The sequence below is a fragment of the Phenylobacterium sp. CCH9-H3 genome (assembly GCF_001557235.1).
Classification (GTDB): domain Bacteria; phylum Pseudomonadota; class Alphaproteobacteria; order Caulobacterales; family Caulobacteraceae; genus Phenylobacterium.
Window position 1 is genome coordinate 13,191 of the sequence record NZ_LSJI01000295.1, and the last position, 18,174, is coordinate 31,364.

Here is an 18,174-nt window from a genome sequence, read left to right on the forward strand (position 1 = left end):
CGACCGTCCGGCGGGCGTGCCCGTCGCGAACGTCGGGGGTCCCCGCGCCGAGGAGCCGGCGCGGCCCCGCGTGGGCACGATTGGAGCGCTCTGCGGCAGACCCTTCAATGGGGCCGCCTCCCTCCGCGACGCCCGTCGGACTGACGGCGCCCATCCGGTCGCTCCGGGTGGGCGCCGTCCTTCTGGAGGGGGAGCGAGGGGGCGGTCGGGCGAGCCCGTCGGAGCTGGAGGGAGGCGCCCTCCGCGGCGGGTGAGCTGGACCTCCGCCCATGAACGCCTTGCTGCCCCTCTTCACTGCTGGCGGGGATCCCGCCGGCGAGAGCTCCGCCAATCTGCTGGCCGCCGCCCGGGCGCTCACACCGCATCTCAACCGCTCGCGCGTCCTGGACCGCAAACTGGTGGCCGGGGTGATGACCACCGCCTACGGCGCCTCGGACGCTGAAGGCGCCTGGCTGTGGCGCGACGCCTATGACGCGATCGAGGTGGCGCTGGTGCTGCAACTGCGCCGGCTTTCGCTGCAGATCGGGCGGCTGGAGGACGCCCCGGCCGAGATCGCCGCCCTGCTGGCCAACCTGTCGGCGCTGGGCCTCACCCACACGCGCCGCTCCGAGGAGCAGGTCGCACTCGACCAGTTCTCGACGCCGCCCCAGCTGGGCGCGCTCGCCGTTCTGGCCGCCCATGTGCGCCCGGGCGACCGGGTGCTGGAGCCGTCCGCCGGCACCGGCTTACTGGCCATCCTGGCCGAAGCTTGTGGCGCGACCCTGACCTTGAACGAGCGCGCCGCCGGCCGCGCGGCCCTTCTCGACGCGCTGTTCCCGGCGGCGACACGATCACGCCACGACGCCGCCCACCTCGCCGACCTGGCGCCAGGCTCGGGCGGCTTCCACGTGGCGCTGGTCAATCCGCCCTTCCAGCATCTGGAGACGCATCTGCACGCCGCAATCGAGACCTTGGCGGACGGCGGCCGTCTGGCCGCCATCGTGCCGGCGCGAGTGTTCGACGACGCAGCCGCGATGCGAGGCCTCGCCGCGCGAGGTCGCATGGCCCTGCGGCTGCGCTTCCCGGAGCGCGCCTACGCCAAGCACGGGACCTCGGTGGAGACCGGCCTGCTCGTCGTCGACCGAGGCGACGCGGAGGGCGGCGTCCCGGAGGTTCGCGACGCCGAGACGCTCGCCGAGGCCGCCGGGCTCGCGGCGGGCGTCGCGCCACGCCCCAGCGCGCAGCCGCGCCAGTTCCGCACCCTCGACCGCAGCGCCCTGCTCGCCCCGCGCGCCCGGGCGCTGGCGAGCCCGGGCGGACGCCTCGCCTTCCTCGCGGACACCGCGCCGGTCGACTACGATTCCGCGCCCTGGTCCGGCGAGGGTCACGATGTCGGCCTCTACCAGGCCTACCGGCTGGGCCGAATCCGTCTGCCGCAGAGCGCGCCACATCCGTCGCCGCTGGTGGAATCCGGACCGATGGCCTCGGTCGCGCCGCCGGCGCCGACCTATCGCCCGGTCTTGCCGCGCAGGGTGCTGGACCAGGCGCGGATCTCGGAGGCCCAGCTCGAGACGGTGGTCTATGCCGGCGAGGCCCACGCCCAGGTGTTGCCGGGCGCCTGGCGGCTGGGCGAGGCTCCGCACCAAGTGGTTCTGGTCAAGGACGACGAGCCGGGCGCAGTGCGCTTCCGCAAGGGCTTCTTCCTGGGCGACGGCACCGGCTGCGGCAAGGGCCGGCAGATCGCCGCGATCATCGCCGACAACCTGGCCCAGGGGCGCAGCCGTGCGGTCTGGCTGTCGAAGAACGACGCCCTGCTCGAGGACGCGCGCCGAGACTGGACGGCGATCGGCGGGACCACCGCCGACATCACCCCCCAATCGGCCTGGAAGCAGGCCGACGGCATCCGCCTGGAGCGCGGCATCCTCTACACGACCTACGCGACGCTGCGCCGACCTGCGCGAGGGGACCGCCCCTCCCGCCTGGACCAGGTCGTGGCCTGGCTGGGGGCGGACTTTGAAGGCGTGATCGTCTTCGATGAAGCCCACGCCATGGCCAACGCCATGGGCGGCGGCAAGGGCGCGCGGGGCCCGAAGAAGGCCTCGCAGCAGGGTCTGGCGGGCCTTGCCCTGCAGAACCGGCTGCCCAACGCCCGGATCCTCTATGTGTCGGCGACCGGCGCCACCACGCCGGAGAACCTTGCCTATGCGGCCCGGCTCGGCTTGTGGGGCGGACCGGAAGCGCCGTTCCCGACCCGGGACGGGTTCATGGACGCCGTCGAAACAGGCGGGGTGGCGGTGATGGAGCTCATCGCCCGGGAGCTGAAGGCGATGGGCCTCTATGTGGCCCGCTCGCTCGCCTTCGATGGCGTCGAATACGACGCGCTCCGCCATCCGCTCGGCGCCGACGATATCGCCATCTGGGACGCCTGGGCGGACGCCTACCAGCTGATCCACCGCAACCTGCGCGCCGCCCTGGACGCGGTCGGGGTCACCGAGGACGGCAAGCCGAAGTCCGGTCAGGCCGCCTCGGCAGTGTTCTCGGCGTTCGAAGGGGCGAAGCTGCGGTTCTTCGGCCATCTGCTGGCGGGGTTGAAGGCGCCCTCGCTCATCGCTGCGATCCGCGAGGACCTCATCGCAGGGCGTTCCGCCGTGGTGCAGGTGGTTTCGACGAACGAAGCGGTGATGGAACGGCGCCTGGCGGAGATCCCGCCGGAGGAGTGGAACAACCTCGCCGTCGATCTGACGCCGAAGGACCAGGTGCTCGACTATCTGATGGGCGCCTTCCCGATCATGGCCATGGATGCCGTCGAAGACGAGGACGGAAACGTCACCTTGGTTCCGGTCACGGATGCCGACGGGCGACCCGTGGTCAGCCAGGAAGCGTTGCGGTTGCGCGACGAACTCGTCGCCCATCTCGCGGGCCTGCCGGCCGTCTCAGGTGTGCTGGACGCGGTGATCGAGGCGCTGGGAACCGAACGGGTCGCCGAGATCACCGGGCGCGGACGACGCGTCGTCACCCGCGGCGGCCGCCGCGTGGTGGAGCGCCGCAGCGTGTCGGCCGCCAAGGCCGAGACCGACGCCTTCATGGCGGGTCGCAAACGGGTGCTGGTGTTCTCCGACGCGGGCGGCACGGGCCGGAGTTACCATGCCGACCTCGGGACTCCGAACCAGCAGCGCCGCGTCCACTATCTGGTCGAGCCGGGCTGGCGCGCCGACGCCGCGATCCAGGGCCTCGGCCGCTCGCACCGCACCAACCAGGCGTGCGCGCCGCTGTTCCGCCCGGTGACCACCGACATCCACGGCGAGAAGCGGTTCCTCTCGACCATCGCGCGGCGTCTGGACAGCCTGGGCGCGCTGACCCGGGGCGAGCGACGCACCGCCGGCGCAGGCCTCTTCCGCGCCGAGGACAACCTGGAGAGCCCGTGGGCGCACCGCGCGCTGCAGGCCTTCTACGTCGCCCTCCACTTCGGCGAGGTCGACGCCATGGATCGCGAGACGTTCGAGGCGAAGACCGGCCTGCGGCTGCTCGACCATGAGGGCGAGCTCAAGTCGTCCGACGACCTGCCGCCGATGAATACCTTCCTGAACCGGCTGCTGGCGCTGCGGATCGCCGACCAGAACGCCCTCTTCGGGGCCTTCGACGCCCTCCTGTCGTCGATCCTCGAGCGGGCGGCGCAATCGGGGCGGCTCGACCGAGGCATGGAGGACATCGTCGGCGACAATGTGGTGCTGCAGGACGAGGAGGTGATCCGCACCGACGCCGTCACCGGCGCGGAGACACGACTGCTGCGCTTCCAGGTCCGCACCCGGCGCGCGCTGACCTCTGCCGACGACGCGCTGCTCGGCCTGGACCGCGAGAGCCTGACCTTTGCTCGCAACGGCAAGTCCGGCCGGGCGGCCCTGGTCGTGCGCGGGCTCACCACGACCGACGACGACGACCGGCTGATCCCGGCGGTGCGACTGATCCGTCCGGAAAAGCGGACCATCGCCTCGTTGAAGGGGTTCGAGGAGTCGGCCTGGGACGGGGTCGACGAGGCGACCTGGCGCGCCGCCTGGGACGCGGAACTGGCCGATGCGGATCCCTGGATCGCGCGCGAACTGGTGCTGGTCTGTGGCCTCCTGCTGCCCATCTGGACCCACCTGCCGGACAAGGGGACCTCCGTCCGCCGGCTGAAGGCGCCGGACGGCCGCCGGTGGCTCGGCCGCCTACTCGATCCCGGCCAGGTCCCCGCCCTGAAGGTGGCCCTGGGCCTTTCGGAGGTCGCGCAGGCCTATGGCGATCCGGAGCAGGTCGCGCGCCTCCTCCTGGAGGACGGTACGGCGCTCTGTCTCGCGGGTGGCCTCTGGCTGCGCCGCGCCAAGGTGATGGATCGCTATCGGATCGAGGTCGTGGGCGCCGGCGGCCAGCGCCACGTCTTCACGGCGCTCGGCTGCTTCGTCGAGATCATCGCCTACACGCCGCGGGTGTTCGTGCCGGTGGATCAGCCGGCCGTGCTCAGCGCCATCCTGGAGAAATGGCCGCCGCAGTCGGTCCTGCCCAAGGCGGTCTGAGGTAGGAGGAAGGGACGGACCGGGTGCGCTCGATCGGAGCGCGCCTGGAGGTCCCCATGACCCAATTCCCCACCTGGTCCGACGACCGCGTCACCACCCTCAAGACCCTCTGGCTCGAAGGCCTCAGCGCCGCGCAGATCGCACGGCGGCTCGGCGGGGTCACCCGCAACGCCGTCATCGGCAAGGTCCACCGCCTCGGTCTCAGCGGCCGCGCGACGGCCTCTCGCCCGGGCCGGACGCCACGTGGCCGGACGCCACGCAGGCCGCGCCCCGCCAAGATGGCTACCGTGACGCGCCCTCAGGTTCGGGCGTCCGCCCCGGCTGTAGCCGCCGTGCCGGAAGGGCCCGGGCTCATTGCGGACCTCACGGGCCTTCGGGCGCACATGTGCAAATGGCCGATCGGCGATCCGAAGGCGGCGGACTTCAGCTTCTGTGGACGGCCCGCCGATGGGCCGTACTGCCCGACACACGCGGCCGCGGGTGTCCGGCCTGGGTCATCTTGGCGGGCCGACGGCGACCCCATTGTGCGTCGTGCGCTCGCCGGGCTAGTCTGAGCGGGCGGTCAAGCCACGACGATGCAGTGTCAGTCGCGCCCGCCCCGCTTGGGTGCTGAATTCGCTCTTGTGCGGGCGCGCGTGGGCGCTGGAATGGTCGACGCACGGGCTCGGGCGACCGTATGGAGACTTGGGACGTCAGACCGAGTCGTCTTGAAACCGCGGGGGCGAGAGCGTGCCGATCTGGCGAGGGTTGTTTCGCGTGAAGGGCCAGGATCGGGCGCACGTGTCCGACGGCGACATCGGCGATGTGATGGCCCGCGCAGATTACGAGGCCGCGTTGATTTCCCCGCCGTGGGATGACTTGAAGGAGGTCGACCCCGACTCCGGACCTCCACAGCCGCAGAGACCCCTGCGGCGGAAATCCTAGCCGCCCCCGCTTTCACCCTCGCACTGCGCGACGAGCTACTCGCGGTTCGCTCGCCCGTTGTCTGGCAGGCTGAAGCCGGCGCGCTGGAGTACCAAACGCATCTGGTACTCCCGGAAGCCCTCGAGAAACCACCATCGAAGATCTGCGGGCGGCAGGCCGATCAGCTGCAGGATCCGCGCATGGTAGAGCAGATCCAGCGCGCCATTCAGGGCTTCGATATCCTCTAGGAACTCGTCGTAGCCGGCTCCGTCGCGGGCGCCGCCGAAGTGGGAGACGTCATTGCGCCGCTTTGTGCACCGCGTGGCGAATGCGGTGAGTTCGGCCGACGTCAGGCCGATCGGCAGGTCCTTGAGCACCTCGTAGAGACGCGTGCCAAGTGACGGCTCCTCTGTGACCGGCAGCTTGCCTTTCGCCCACTTTCGATCCTTGTCGAGCTTGATGTCACTCAGAATCCGGCCGACCTTTTCCACCAGGTTCGGGTTCTCTGCCGGGGGCGCGTCGCGCCGGTGCATCGCCTCGAGGCCCCACATGAAGCTCGCGAACCGAAACTCGGGGTAGCTCTGAGCCACGCGCCGGTTGCCGAGGTAGAGATGGAAGCCGGGCCCGAAGCGTTCGTGTCCGTCGAGCCAGGCCTCGACCAGCGTCCCGAAGATGTCCTGGATCTGTGGGAACCTTGCCCAGCAGTCGTTCCACCGCACCGCGGCGTCTTTCCGGTGGCCGCGCGCGTAGAAGAGGCGCGCGGGCGCGCCGACGCCGGTGATGACCCGCGGGAACGCCATCCCGCGCTCGCTGTCGGTGAGGAGGATCATCAGATCCTCGATGCGACCGGCAAGTTCGAGAGCGGCTTCCACGTCCATCGGCTCACCCCTGAACTCGAGGTCGGCCGTCTCGGTCCATTCGATCCTCGTCTGCTTGCCCGGTCCCGTGCCGCGAAGGCTGCGCCTCAGGACGACCTCAAAGCGTCGTGTGGACCAGGTAACCGGCTCCGGCCGGGCATAGGCCGCGGTCGCCCCACGATCGTTCTGTGTCACCTCGATATGCTCAGCGATCAGCCAGTTCTCGTAGCCCTCAAGTGAACAGAGCAGCGTGTCGAACGTCGGCTCCTCACCCTCCGGCAACGCCAGGCCAATCAGGCACCTCTGCGCAATGAAGCCTTCGTGGGACGGCCCCCTTGCGGCAAGCTTCGAACCATTCTTGATGAGCGCCCACAGCCGCACGCGTTCGTTCGTGCCGGCGAGCACGCCGACGATGGCGGAGTGCGGCAGCTCCTGTTCGAAGGCGATCGCCATCCGTCCAGGGCCCGGAAGCCGCGGCAGAGGCATGTCGAGCGCCAGGTCGGCTAGGCCGGATTCGCTGACCGTCAGGCGTCCCGTTGCGAGCCCTTCTGGCGCCCAGTTCCCCTCGGGGATCGGCTCATCAGCCCACCAGAAGTAGCCGCGTGCATCAACCAAGTCGCCCATACCCACACCCTCGTGGTTCCAACTGCGCGGATGTGGGCCGTAGCAGGAATCTCGCCGCGCCTCCTACGGCTCCGCTCGCGACGGGGTGTCGTTCCTCGCTTCCATCTCGCCCCCGAAGTTGCGGTCGGTGATCCGCCGGATAACATCGGCCGCGACGTACTGGGCGCGCATGGCAAGTTCCATGAGCTGCACGCGCGTCAGGCCGTGAGCTGCGTAGCGCGCGCCCACATGGTTCGGGAAGTTCTGCACCGCGGCCAGCAGGCGGGCGTCGCTGGGGCCTGGCGCGACTTCGACCAGCTTCGCTGCCAGTCGGGAGAGGTTGTGCGACAGGTCCTTCAGCGCCCGTTCGTCGAGCCCAGATGGGCGAGCCCGCCCTTCAGGGCGAGCTCGGCGCTCAGGCAGGCCGACTGCACGGCCGCGTCGACATCGACATCTCCGGCGAGGATGCGGGTCGTCGCGGCCACGTTCGAGCGCGCATTCGCGAACAAGACTGGCTTCGGGGCGCCGCCATCCAGAAGCCGCCGAACCGCTCGCCCATACGGAACGGTCGCCCGACGAGCGACACCTGACTGGCCGCCCCCAGCCCGCCAAAAACGTGAAGCCGGCACGCGCGTCTGAGGACCTGTCGCCCCCAAGGTCATCTCCCGGAGGAGCCTCAAGCGGTCTTGGCGTCGCCGTGTTCCCAGCCGAAGATGCTGCGTCCCCCGTAGCTGGTCGATTGCACACGCTCCTCCGCCACGACGCGCTCGAAGCTCGCCGCGGTGGCAAACTGCTCGAGGCGACGAGACTCCGCGTCAAGCCGCTGGAGCGCGTGCAGCTGGTCGTCCTGGCCGAGCTTGGCCTGGCTCACCGCCGTTTTGAGCACGGAGATCGTGTGGTCATAGACGTGGATCGGGACCGGGAACGGGTGTCGATCCTTACCGCCGTGCGCGAAGGCGAAGCGGGCCGGGTCACTGAACCGGCAGGGCGCACCATGCATGACCTCAGCCACCAGGGCGAGCGCACGCACGGTGCGGGCGCCGACGCCGGGAACCTGCAGCAGCTCGGTGAAATCCTTCGGTCCGCACTCGGCCGCGGCGGCCAAGTTGCCTCGCAAGCGCGGCAGCACCACGTCGGAGGCCTGCACGTCGTGGCGCTCCGGCATCGTCAGATGGGGCAACGTCATCTGCGGCGGCGGGGGCGCGGGCATCGTCGACCCCCGTTCCAACATAGCCATCTCACGGGCGATCGCGTCGGGGCCGAGCGTCTCCAGGAGCTCGATCTGCGCCGCCCGCGAGGCGTCCGCCCTGGCGTCGGTGAGGTTGACGATCTCGCCGAACGTCTCGCCTTCAATGGCGCTGTGCGGCGCGTCGACGAAGCTCGTGAGTCCCTCCGACAGCCAGTGATAGCGGCGCGCCGTGCCGGCGTCGCCCTTCATGCCCTGCTGCACCACCACCCAGCGGCCATCGTCGCTGACGATGAAGCCGTGCAGATAGAGGTCGTAGCCGTCCTGCACCGCGGCGCTGTCCACCTTAGCGACCAGACGGCTGGTCGCGGCCAGGCCCGCGCCATCGAACCCGAGCCGGTCGCCGAGCACGATCAGCTCGCCGGGCGTCTTGCGCGAGTGTTTGCCGCGGCCGCCGCAGACGTGCAGGCCGAGCTCGCGGGCGCGCGGCGCGAGACCCCGTTTGAGGGCGCCGAGAACGCTGGTGGTGATGCCCGACGAATGCCAGTCCATCCCCATGACGGCGCCGAAGGCCTGGAACCAGAACGGATGGGCCAGGCGGCGCAGCAGCTCGTCGCGGCCGTAATGGTGGATGATTGCCTCGCACATCACCGCGCCCAGCGCGGTCATGCGGTCTGACAGCCAAGCGGGGACGCGACCGCCGTGCAGCGGCAGATCGGCGCTCCCGGTTCGCTGGCTCACGACTCAGCCTCTTTGTTCATGCCTTGTTCTAGCATGCCGCGCGCCGTACGTCAGGCGCGCGCTCGCCGGGTCTCCATGGTCGCGAGAGCGTCTCGGGTGATCGCCTCCAGATCCTTGGCGCCGTCGAGCACCGCGTCCGCCGCGGCACGGAGCTTTTCGTCCAGGTCCTGTTCGGCGGGATGGGCCTCGTCGGCCTCCATCTGCGTGACGCTGACCCCTCGGTCGGCCACCCGCGCCCGCCGTGTTTCGCGCGGCGTGTCGAGGTAGAACAAGGTGACGGTGTCGAGGCCCTCGGCCTCGCGCTGCCGCAGGGCGTCGAGAATGGAAGCGTGCCGCAGGCCGTCCAGCAGGAGGTCCTGACCGGGCGCATGCCCCGACCAGGCCAGCGCCCCGTCGAGAAACGCCCGCGCATCGGCCTGCACGAGCTCGTGGCCGAGGTCCTGGAGCACCTGTCGGCGCTCGACGTCCAGGCCACGTTCAGCCGCGAGGCTCCGCACGTAGTTCCCGAAGCCGGCAGAGGCGGCGCCGGAGGCCGCGGCGATCGCCCGGGCCAGGGTGCTTTTGCCGCTGCCGATGGGGCCCGCGAGCGTGATGATCATCGAAGGTCCAGCTGGGCCTCGGCGCGCCGGTCGATGATGACCCAGCCCTGCCGGTCGCGCTTGGCGAAGGCCATCGGCTTGATCTCGGTGGGCTCCTCCAGCTCGATGAGGGTCGCGTACTGCTTGCTCGCCCGGCTCTCCCAGAACTCCTCGTCCAGGGCGTAGAGCTGGTAGGCGAAGCGCTCGCGGATGTCGGCCAGGACCGACGGGGAGAGCTGATAGAAATCTGCGGTCTTGGCGAGCGCCAGCCCGACGACGGGGCCGCCGCTGCGCTTGATCAGGATGTAGTCGTCCGGCGCGATGCAGAGGTACGGCGGCCGGCGATGGACCCCGAAACGCGACTCAATGGTCTTGCGGCCTTCCAGGACGGCGGTGAGGAAGGGTTCCACGAAGACGGCCAGGTGCACGCCGGCGGTAACCACCGGTTTGGCGAGTTCGCCCTTCAGCCGGGCCCGCCACGGAGAGTCCGCCGGAACGCAGTCGAGGAGCCGTTCAAGAATCGCGCGTCGTTCACACTGCGGTCCCATGACGATACTCCCACAAGCATCGCCGCATGCGCGAGGTCGCGCGCAGCGATCCGGGCAAGCTCGTCAACGCGCTGAATCGGGTCAATCGACGGCGAATCGCGCGACTCGATTCCTGCTGGATCGAGTCCTTTCGGCCACAGGTCATTCCGGGCGGCCAGCGCCAGCATGGCCTGCAGGGTCGAGCCCGGATCGCAGACGAAGGCGCGGTTGCCGCTGGTCCAGAGGTTCGCCCGATCGCGCCCCGCGGCGCGGGCGCTCACGCTCGGGAAAACCTCGTCGGGAACCAGCGGCGTCAGCGGGGTCGCCGGCACCGCGGGACCGGCGATCAAACGGAAGCGAACGCCCTCCAGCGTCAGTTCGAAGGCCGGGCGCGCGGGCGGCAGCGGCTGCGCCTCGCCTGGGCCGGTCTTTCTGAAGGAGAGAAGGTCACCCCGCCGCCAGGACGGCAGCCAGGCCGACACGCCGGACGCGCGCATGGCGGCCAGCTCGAAGGCGGGCGTCCGGTACGTCAAAGCGTCCGGCTCGTCAGCGACGAGGCTGAGGCCCGCCACGACCGCGGTTGCGAGGCTCGCGACCCGCTCATCGGCGGCCGTCGGCCTCACGCCCGCCGACGGCGCGCCGACCAGCACCCAGCCGCCGGCCCGGCACGCTGCGCCGGCCTGGGTCAGCAGCGCGTCGAACACCGCCGGATACCATGGGGGATCCACGATGGCGGCGGCGCAGCCCTCCGGGGCCGCGCGCACGAACCGCGCGTCCGCCGCCACCCGGGCGGCCAGGGCCGCGCCGATGACGTTGTCTTCGCAGGCCACCACGAAGCGCCGGGCGGCCCCGCTCCGGGCCGCCGCGAGCACCACCGTGGGCACGCCCAAGAGCAACACGGCCTCGCCCGCCTGCGTCAGGTCCACCGCGCGGGCCAGGAGGGCGTCGGCGGTGGCGTCGTCGAACCGCCATTCGGCGTCCAGGGGGTGCGGCAGCGCCAACCCGTCACCTTGCGCCAGCACCGAGGCGGGCGGCGGCCTGGCGGCCTCAGAGGCCAGCCGCCTGGCGTCGGCGCCTGCGCCCACGTTGAGCGCCGCCAGGACGTCGGTGGGGTGTCGCCCGCCGGCGCCGGCCACGATGTCGGCGAAGCTCAGCGCGGCGACCGGTCGGGGAGCCGAGGCGTCGTCCACTACGGCCTCCCCAGCGGCACATCGACCACGCCGAGCGCCCGCATCTCCCGCGAGAAACGCCGGTCCAGCTCGGCAGTCCAGAGCGCGATCGCCCCCTCCTGCACGCGGGCGGCGGCCTCGAACCGACCATGGCCGCCACGACGCTCGCGCTCGCGGGTGGGCGAGAAGTCGCCGATCTGCAGCGGGACCACCCGCAGCGGCAGATTGGGGTGCAGCGCCTGCAGCCGATCCATCAGGCCGGGGACGCCGCGGGCCACGGCGGCTTCGTCCGGCCCGGTCAGGGTCACGTAGCCGTAGAGATCCAGGCCGAGATCGAGGTAGCAGCCGAAGCGGCGGAACTGCGCCTCGAACGCGTCCGGCCGGGCGCCGGTGTTGAAGGCGAATGCCTCGGCGTCGAACCCCTTGAAGCAGCAGACGCGGCCATAGTTGCGGTAGGCGGCGAGGCGATCGCGCGCCGCAGCGTCCAGGTGCGTGAACACATAGTCGGTGCTGAGGTTGTCGTCGGACCAGAGATAGGTGGTGTCCGCGAGGCCTGCGGTCTGCAGGGCCTCCATGGTCCACACCACCCATTCCGGGGTAAGGTCGGGCGAGCCGCCGGACAGGTCGATAACGTCCGGGCGCTCCGGTTCCCGGGCATAGAGGTCGACGAGTTGCTCCGCGGTGACCCAGGCAGCGCGCGTCTCGTCGCCGCCCAGCATGTTGAACGGCACGAAGCAGTACCAGCAGCGCCAGCCGCAGGCCGCGTTCTGGAAGACTTGGGCGTGGACCATGTCGCCGCCGGGCCATCCCAACCGTCGCGCGGCCGGATCGATGGGCAGCGGGTTCTCGGGCCAGCCCGCCGCCGTGGCGCGACGGAAGTGCCGCACCCGCCCCAGGCCCTCGCAGTTGGGCGGCACGGTCAGATCGCCCTCTTGATCCGATCCCGCGAACCGGCTGACCAGCACCTCGCGCGTTGCCGGGCGCACGATGCGGCTGCGCATCGTCGCGGCGAAGGCGTCGGTGTCGATCAGCTTGGCCGGGCTCATCAGCTGGCGGGCTCCGGGGGCTTCGGCGCGGGCGTGGCCGCCGGCTCGGCGAACAGCTCCGTCTCGCGCAGGTCGAGATAGGCCCCCACGAGGCCCGCGCAGTAGTCGAGCTCCGGCGCCGTCAGTTCGCGGCCGCGCTCGATGCCATGCCAGTACTCGATGCATTTGCGGCAGCAGGTGGCGGTCGCGTGCTGAGCGAAGTGGATGGCGCTGCCCTCTTTCGGGGTCTGGGTGCCGTCGCGCCAGATGTCGGCGCGGCCCACCTTCTTTTCCAGGTAGGGCCGCACCTTGGCCCGGAGGCCCGTCGGCCCGAGCGTCTTCGCCTCCGCCCGCGCCGGTTCATCGAAGTCGGCGTGAAAGAATACGTGGCGGATCAGCTCGTGCTGCAGCTCGCGGAACACCCCACCGACATCGGCGAGATCGCGCCGCTTGACGCGGTCCCAGTCCACCAGCTTCGCGCCGCAGTCACGGCACTGGCCCTCGTAGCTCTTGGCCCACGCCTTCTTGCGGCGGTTGGGGGCGAAGGCGTGGCGGCCCGACTGGCAATCGCTGTCGGAGCACTTCACCTCAAGCGGCTTGAAGTCGGGCAGTTGGTCGAATTCGGGATCGTCAGCCATCGGCGGCCTCGTCATGGAGAGCGAGGGTCAGGAGATTGAGGTCAGCGTCGCCCAGACCCTCGAAGGCGAACCGCTCGAAGAAGACCTCGCGCGCGAAGGCGAGCGGGTCGAAACTGGTGTCCTGCAGGCCAGCGGCCGCGCCCCACCAGTTCTCGCCCTGCAGAGAGAGCCGGAAGGCCGTGTAGTTGGCGAGGCATGCCACATCGACGGCGCGGTCGGCGGCGACCGTCTCAACCGCCCCCTTGAGCCGGCGCAGGTCGCCGCCCACCCGCGCCATGGCCTCCTGCACCAGATCCTCGGCCGCGCCGTTGAGCGTGACCTGGCCGGCGAACCAGCTGCACATCTGCTCCTCTCGCGATTGGCGGCGTTCGTCGGACGTCTCGGCGCCCTCCACCACCTCGAACGTGTCGGCGTCCGGGTCCTCGGCCGCGTGCCGCAGCTCATGGATCAGGTCGAACAGCCAGCGCGCCGGGTAGCGGTGCGCTTGCTTCAGGACCACCACGTTTACGCCGCCCGCTCGCCAGCAGGCGCCGTGGAAGGCGCCCGGATCGTTGAGCGGCAGGACGACCACGCCGAAGTCCCACGCCAGCGACAGAGCGCTGCGGAACTCCACCGCGCCGTAACGCTCCAGCAGCCGCTCGCGGAACACGCGCCACTCGCTCGGAATCCGCTCCCGGGGGCGACCGGCCATCGCCTGGGCGCAGACCTCCGCCAGGTGGTGGGCGTAAGCGGTGTAGATGGCGGCCGAACGACCGTCGCGCCCCTTCGGCATCTTGAAGCGGGCGGTCGCGCCGGCGAACTGCCCCATGTCGAGGGGGGCCGACCCCATGATGGCGTCCGTGGACCAGCCGAAAACGCCGCCGACGCGCTCCGCCGCCTCCGAGAGGCCATCCCCCTTGAGATCGAGGTCGGGCGCGATGCGCCGGCGGATGAACCCTTCGTCCAAGCCGATGGCCTTCAGGCGCTGCAAGATCGCGGTCGGGGCGGCGGGCTCCAGAAGCTCCAGGCGCTTACGGACCTTCAGGCCGATCGCGTCGGCCACGTCGACGAGGCGGCTGAAGCTGGCGCCGTCGTAGCGCGTGGCCTCGTAGCGTTGGATCTGCTGCTCCTTCAGGCCGAGGCGATCGGCGAGCTGGCGCTGGGTCAGGCCGGCGGCGATGCGCGCATGGATCAACGCCATCGGAAGCTCCGCCAGCGACTCCACGTCGAAGCGCTTCACCTCGCCGGCCCGCAGCCGCTCATAGGCGCGGATCTCGGCTTCCAGTGCTTTCAGCTCGCCCCGGACGGCGTCGATCTGGGCGGTCTTCAGCGCGGGATGCAGGTCGGTGACGTCGAGGCTGCCGGCCTCCATCGCCTCCAGCGCGGCCCGGAAGCGCTGAGCCTGGGTTCGCGCCTGTGCGAGCTGGCGTTCGTTAACGATCACGGCAGCGCCCTCACATCGAGGAGGACCACGCCTTTGGCGCGGCCCTCGCGGTCCTGTTGGAAATAGTCCTGGTAGATCATTCCCGTGGTCTGACAGGCGACGTGCCCCCACGGGAACAGGTCGCCGAAGTACTTGGCCTTCATCGCCTTGCGCCCGTCCGTGTGGCGCAGAAGCACGGGGTCGACGAGCAACCCGTTGACGCCGTTCGGATCGAAGGCCGCGTCGTAGTCCCCGGGCAGCTCCTTGGCGGTGACGAAGCTGCCGTCGATGATGGCCGCCCGGCAGCCCGCCATCTTGAGGTTGCGAAGCGCCCGATAGAGGCCATTGGCGAGGAAGCGGCGGCGCTGGTTCCAGGAGAAGGCCGTGACGAAATTACCCCAGGGCCAAGGGTGCAGGCCCACGGGCAGATAGCCGGACTCGGGATCGAACGACGGCACCATGAACACAACATGCTTGTTGTGTGGTAGAGTTGTCAACCACACAATGTCTGCGTTGTGTGATCGCGTGACTCCGCCGGGCCGTCGGGACGTCCTGCACGCGCGAGATGGGCGCAAGGCGCCGCGGCCGGAGGCCGCGCCGGTTGGGAAGGCGGGAGAAGGGCTCCGCAGGGCGAAGCACAGGCTGGGAGGTGGTCTCCCGGCAGCTTCGATCTCAAGGAGACTGACATGCAGAACGTGGTGTTCGTGGGCCGCTTGGCGGCCGACCCTCAGGTGACCGACGACTTCGGCAAGGCGGTGTTCCGGCTGCTGGAGAACCGCGGCCGGGACGCGGACGGCGCCGACCGGGTGGTGGGCGTCAACTGCGTGAGCTGGGCCAAGGGCCTCAACGAGAAGGTCATTGCGCCCGGACTCGCCAGCGGCTGCGAGGTGATGGCCATCGGCGCCTTCGTGGACAACCTCTACGAGGCCCGCGAGGGCGGCCAGCGCGCCGCCAAGGAGCTGGTGATCCGCTCGCTCACCGTGCTCGACTGGGCGTCCGAGCGCTCGGCCGGGGTCCCGGCCGCCCAGGCGGCCTGACCTCTTCCGTAATCCCATTCCTTCTAAGGAGACTGACCATGCAAAGCGTGATCCTTGACGGCTACCTTGCCGCCGACCCGTCGATCCTCACCGCCCAAGGCTCGGGCAAGCGCCGGGCGAGCTTCCGCGTCCTGGAGACCGCCCGTTTCCGGCGCGGCGACGGGCAGCCGGGCGAGCGGACCACGGGCTTCAACTGCGTCTGCTTCAACGAGCAGACCACCGAAGCCTACATCTCGCCCTACGCCAGGAAGGGCGCCCGCGTCGTGGTGTCCGGCCATGTCGAGAACGACACCTGGACCGGGCGCGACGGCGTCGTGCACTACGACCTGCGGCTCGTCGTCGAAAACCTGCGCATCAAGTCCAAGCGCGCCGTCGACGACGACGTGGACGAGACCGAGCCCCCGGCCGGTCCTTCGCCGAGCGTCGATCCCGACGACGAGATCCCGTTCTAGCGCCTGTCACCGCCGACCTAATGGCCCCGCCGGCTCCGCCGGCGGGGCTTTCTGCGTCTGGCCGCCGGAACAGGGTTTGACCTGATATGGGCAGATTGCGCACAGGGTTGAGCGTGGTCGCGCGAGAGAGGCCGCGCAGCTTGATGTCTTCGACCTCCTGGAGCGGCGGCGCATGTGGGGTGAAGACGGGCGTCCGGCTCTGGGCCCGCTTATGCTGCGCGCGCGGACCCCTTCAGGCCGGCGGACCCGGCGGGCGGAATTCCCCCGCGTGGGTCAGGAAACGCACGTAGCCGGTGGCGATCGCCTTGGCGACGGCCTCAGGATCGCGGGTCCCGTCAACCTCCATCGCCCCAGCCTGGACGTGGTTGCGGACGGCGAACAGCAGCGTGGCGCCAAACGCCTCGGGGTCGAAGTCCTTCAGCCGCAAGGGCGGGCGTTGGGCAACGATCATGGCCCACTTGCGGTGCGCGACGTAGGTCATGAAGCTGGGTCGGCCGATGAGGTCGCGGTTGGCGAGCGCAAACATGGCCGCCACTTCCCGCAGCTGCAGGTCGTTGATCGGGCCGGTGATCAGGTCCAGCCGGTCCGACCAGGCGCTCTCCGCCGCTGTGCTGTCGTTGAGGGTCGCCACGATCCCGATCTTCCCGACCCGGACCAGCACGGTCTGCGCGTCGGTGAAGTCGAGGTAGTCGTAGTCGCCCTCGAGGGTGGCCGACGCGATCTCGAACACCTGCAGCGAGCCGATGACCTCCGGCATCAGGCTCGCGCCCGTATAGGGCGCCCGTGCCACCGCATGGACGTGGTGAAGGTCGGCCCAGTCGTAGGCCTCGCCGATGCGCGCGTCGCCGCGCCGCCGATCCTTGTGCACGGGGATTCGTCCATCCTTGAGGTGCACCTTCAGGAACAGCAGGCAGAGCCACACGAACAGCAGCTCGCGGCCCTTGTCGTCGAGGCGCGACGCCACGGTGGCGGCGTCGCCGTCCAGCAGTTGCGAGACCGGGTCTTCGACCGTTCGGCCGAGCAGCGTGTTGCAGGGCTCGCAGCACGGCACGCGGTAGCCGCCGTACTTGCGGCGCTCGCCGGTCGGCAGCGTGATCTCCTTGTCGAAGAGCCCATAGCGCCGCAGGATCCAGCGCGGAACGATGTGCTCGTCGTTGAAGTCTTCACGGTGCGGCGCGCCACAGATGAAACAGCAATCGCCCTCGCAGATATCGCGCACGAAGCGCGCGCAGCTGAACAGCAGGATGCGCCCATCCTCGCCCACGATGGCGTCGTCCTGAACGGGATCATCGGCCATGGCCGTCATGGGCCAGCCATAGCCTTCGCCGCAGGCGGCCTCCAAGTCGGACGATGATCGTCGCGCTCGCTCGCAAGCTCCTCATCGCTTTCTGGCGGCTGGTGACCACAGGCGCCTTGCCAGACGGCGTGATCGTTGCGGACCGTCCAATCCCGGTTGAAAATGAAAACCAAGTACGGGCAGAGAGCGATGAACAACACAGTTCGTCTCTACGGTCGGCCGCCGTATCGCGTTGTTCTGGTGCACGGGGGGCCCGGCGGCGCGGGAGAGATGTCGCCGCTGGCGCGACGACTGAGTCAGTGCATGCCGGTGGTCGAAGCGATGCAGACCAAGCTCTCCATCCAAGCGTTGATCGAAGAACTTCGCGACCAGATCGCGGCGCATGCGCAAACGCCCGCGGTCATCGTCGGCCATTCCTGGGGCGCGTGGCTCTGCCTGCTTTTCGCCGCGCACCATCCCGATATGGCCGAGCGGCTCATTCTGATCAGCAGTGGCGTGCTGGAGGACCGATACGCCGAGGTTCTGCGAGCAACTCAGTCGGCCAGGTTGACGGAAATTGAACGGTCTGAAATGGCCAAGCTGACGGGCTTGCTCGACGATCCGGACGTTCCGGACAAGGGTGCCCTTTTCAGTCGCTACGGCTATCTGTTCGACAAGATCGAGAACTATGACGTCGAACCTGAGGCGCAAGAACCATTCGAGACCGATCCGGCGATCTTCAACCACGTGTGGACCGAGGCGGCGGCCATGCGGTCCAGCGGCGACCTGCTGCGGCAGGCGTCGCTGGTGCAATGCCCGGTGCTGGCCATCCATGGCGACTACGATCCGTCTCCAGTGGAGGGCGTGCGCGAACCCTTGGCGCGCGTACTGAAGACGCCCTTCGAGTTCCTGGTGCTTAAGAACTGCGGCCATACGCCCTGGCTCGAGCGCCACGCGCGGGATGAGTTCTACGAGATCCTTGAGGCTAACGTCGCCTGAACGACCCGGGCGCAGGGCTGCCTTTCGTTGCTGATCGAGGCCAGCGGCTCTTCCATATCGGCAAGGGCGGTCATCCGGGCAGGCTCCTTCGCGGACGCGCGGTCTGGCGGACCGGGCCCAGGCTGACAAGAGGTTTGGCGTGCCCCGGCCTGCGGCCGGGTCGGGCTCTAGTCGCCTGCGGCTCCCGGAGCCCCGTTCCGGGTCTCCGCCCATTCGGGTGACATGGGGTAACAGCGGCTCGGGCCCGGCGGT

General features: G+C 69.9%; 17 protein-coding genes. 5 read left to right on the forward strand and 12 right to left on the reverse strand.

The annotated features are described in order from the left end of the window. The first annotated feature begins 269 nt into the window (after positions 1–269). Together AX721_RS25850 and AX721_RS25855 are read left to right on the forward strand one after the other, a co-directional pair. Positions 270–4,529 (forward strand): strawberry notch-like NTP hydrolase domain-containing protein, encoded by a 4,260-nt coding sequence (locus AX721_RS25850; RefSeq protein WP_068878833.1) that lies wholly within the window; start codon positions 270–272, stop codon positions 4,527–4,529. 56 nt (positions 4,530–4,585) lie between these two features. Then, positions 4,586–5,083, forward strand: coding sequence for a GcrA family cell cycle regulator (locus tag AX721_RS25855; RefSeq protein ID WP_068878834.1), 498 nt, complete (start codon positions 4,586–4,588; stop codon positions 5,081–5,083). A 405-nt stretch (positions 5,084–5,488) separates the two neighbouring features. On the opposite strand, the gene AX721_RS25860 is transcribed toward AX721_RS25855, so the two are convergent. The 11 genes from AX721_RS25860 to AX721_RS25900 form a co-directional block, all read right to left on the reverse strand. Then, complete coding sequence (locus AX721_RS25860) at positions 5,489–6,913, reverse strand: HEPN domain-containing protein (protein ID WP_068878835.1); 1,425 nt, start codon at positions 6,911–6,913, stop codon at positions 5,489–5,491. Positions 6,914–6,976: 63 nt separating this feature from the next. Then, complete coding sequence (locus AX721_RS27655; RefSeq protein ID WP_156467382.1) at positions 6,977–7,162, reverse strand: hypothetical protein; 186 nt, start codon at positions 7,160–7,162, stop codon at positions 6,977–6,979. A gap of 86 nt (positions 7,163–7,248) precedes the next feature. Then, complete coding sequence (locus AX721_RS27660; protein ID WP_156467383.1) at positions 7,249–7,401, reverse strand: hypothetical protein; 153 nt, start codon at positions 7,399–7,401, stop codon at positions 7,249–7,251. Positions 7,402–7,568: 167 nt separating this feature from the next. Beyond that, the gene (locus AX721_RS25865) at positions 7,569–8,819 is read right to left on the reverse strand and encodes a DUF763 domain-containing protein (RefSeq protein ID WP_068878836.1); all 1,251 of its coding nucleotides are present in this window, start codon (positions 8,817–8,819) and stop codon (positions 7,569–7,571) included. Positions 8,820–8,869: 50 nt separating this feature from the next. Next, the gene (locus AX721_RS25870; RefSeq protein ID WP_068878837.1) at positions 8,870–9,418 is read right to left on the reverse strand and encodes an AAA family ATPase; all 549 of its coding nucleotides are present in this window, start codon (positions 9,416–9,418) and stop codon (positions 8,870–8,872) included. Continuing rightward, entirely contained in the window at positions 9,415–9,825 is a 411-nt protein-coding gene (locus tag AX721_RS25875) for an ASCH domain-containing protein (protein ID WP_068879113.1), read from the reverse strand. Before AX721_RS25875 ends, AX721_RS25870 begins: the two co-directional genes overlap by 4 nt. Before the next feature lie 35 nt (positions 9,826–9,860). Further along, the gene (locus AX721_RS25880) at positions 9,861–11,114 is read right to left on the reverse strand and encodes a hypothetical protein (protein ID WP_068878839.1); all 1,254 of its coding nucleotides are present in this window, start codon (positions 11,112–11,114) and stop codon (positions 9,861–9,863) included. Then, positions 11,114–12,139 (reverse strand): hypothetical protein, encoded by a 1,026-nt coding sequence (locus AX721_RS25885; protein ID WP_068878840.1) that lies wholly within the window; start codon positions 12,137–12,139, stop codon positions 11,114–11,116. The genes AX721_RS25880 and AX721_RS25885 overlap by 1 nt, the downstream gene beginning before the upstream one ends. Next, positions 12,139–12,756 (reverse strand): DUF4186 family protein, encoded by a 618-nt coding sequence (locus AX721_RS25890; RefSeq protein ID WP_068878841.1) that lies wholly within the window; start codon positions 12,754–12,756, stop codon positions 12,139–12,141. The genes AX721_RS25885 and AX721_RS25890 overlap by 1 nt, the downstream gene beginning before the upstream one ends. After that, positions 12,749–14,179, reverse strand: a complete 1,431-nt coding sequence (locus tag AX721_RS25895; RefSeq protein WP_068878842.1) for a helix-turn-helix transcriptional regulator — start codon at positions 14,177–14,179, stop codon at positions 12,749–12,751. The genes AX721_RS25890 and AX721_RS25895 overlap by 8 nt, the downstream gene beginning before the upstream one ends. Next, positions 14,176–14,625, reverse strand: coding sequence for a hypothetical protein (locus tag AX721_RS25900; protein WP_068878843.1), 450 nt, complete (start codon positions 14,623–14,625; stop codon positions 14,176–14,178). Before AX721_RS25900 ends, AX721_RS25895 begins: the two co-directional genes overlap by 4 nt. Before the next feature lie 219 nt (positions 14,626–14,844). Between AX721_RS25900 and AX721_RS25905 the strand changes: the two genes are divergently transcribed. Continuing rightward, positions 14,845–15,195: a hypothetical protein gene (locus AX721_RS25905; protein WP_068878844.1), complete on the forward strand. Its 351-nt coding sequence runs from the start codon at positions 14,845–14,847 to the stop codon at positions 15,193–15,195. Positions 15,196–15,233: 38 nt separating this feature from the next. Next, on the forward strand, positions 15,234–15,647 hold the full coding sequence (locus AX721_RS25910) for a single-stranded DNA-binding protein (protein ID WP_068878845.1): 414 nt from the start codon (positions 15,234–15,236) through the stop codon (positions 15,645–15,647). 232 nt (positions 15,648–15,879) lie between these two features. Here the strand turns inward: AX721_RS25910 and AX721_RS25915 are convergent, their stop codons facing one another. Beyond that, complete coding sequence (locus AX721_RS25915; protein ID WP_156467386.1) at positions 15,880–16,953, reverse strand: hypothetical protein; 1,074 nt, start codon at positions 16,951–16,953, stop codon at positions 15,880–15,882. A 180-nt stretch (positions 16,954–17,133) separates the two neighbouring features. On the opposite strand from AX721_RS25915, the gene AX721_RS25920 reads away from it, so the two are divergent. Then, on the forward strand, positions 17,134–17,922 hold the full coding sequence (locus tag AX721_RS25920) for an alpha/beta fold hydrolase (protein ID WP_197422723.1): 789 nt from the start codon (positions 17,134–17,136) through the stop codon (positions 17,920–17,922). The last annotated feature ends 252 nt before the right edge of the window (positions 17,923–18,174 follow it).

Coding starts and splice junctions, on each gene's coding strand:
- AX721_RS25915 (WP_156467386.1), bottom strand. CDS start 16,953: ATGACGGCCATGGCCGATGATCCCGTTCAGGACGACGCCATCGTGGGC.
- AX721_RS25920 (WP_197422723.1), top strand. CDS start 17,134: ATGAACAACACAGTTCGTCTCTACGGTCGGCCGCCGTATCGCGTTGTT.
- AX721_RS25910 (WP_068878845.1), top strand. CDS start 15,234: ATGCAAAGCGTGATCCTTGACGGCTACCTTGCCGCCGACCCGTCGATC.
- AX721_RS25860 (WP_068878835.1), bottom strand. CDS start 6,913: ATGGGCGACTTGGTTGATGCACGCGGCTACTTCTGGTGGGCTGATGAG.
- AX721_RS25890 (WP_068878841.1), bottom strand. CDS start 12,756: ATGGCTGACGATCCCGAATTCGACCAACTGCCCGACTTCAAGCCGCTT.
- AX721_RS25850 (WP_068878833.1), top strand. CDS start 270: ATGAACGCCTTGCTGCCCCTCTTCACTGCTGGCGGGGATCCCGCCGGC.
- AX721_RS25855 (WP_068878834.1), top strand. CDS start 4,586: ATGACCCAATTCCCCACCTGGTCCGACGACCGCGTCACCACCCTCAAG.
- AX721_RS25870 (WP_068878837.1), bottom strand. CDS start 9,418: ATGATCATCACGCTCGCGGGCCCCATCGGCAGCGGCAAAAGCACCCTG.
- AX721_RS25885 (WP_068878840.1), bottom strand. CDS start 12,139: ATGAGCCCGGCCAAGCTGATCGACACCGACGCCTTCGCCGCGACGATG.
- AX721_RS25905 (WP_068878844.1), top strand. CDS start 14,845: ATGCAGAACGTGGTGTTCGTGGGCCGCTTGGCGGCCGACCCTCAGGTG.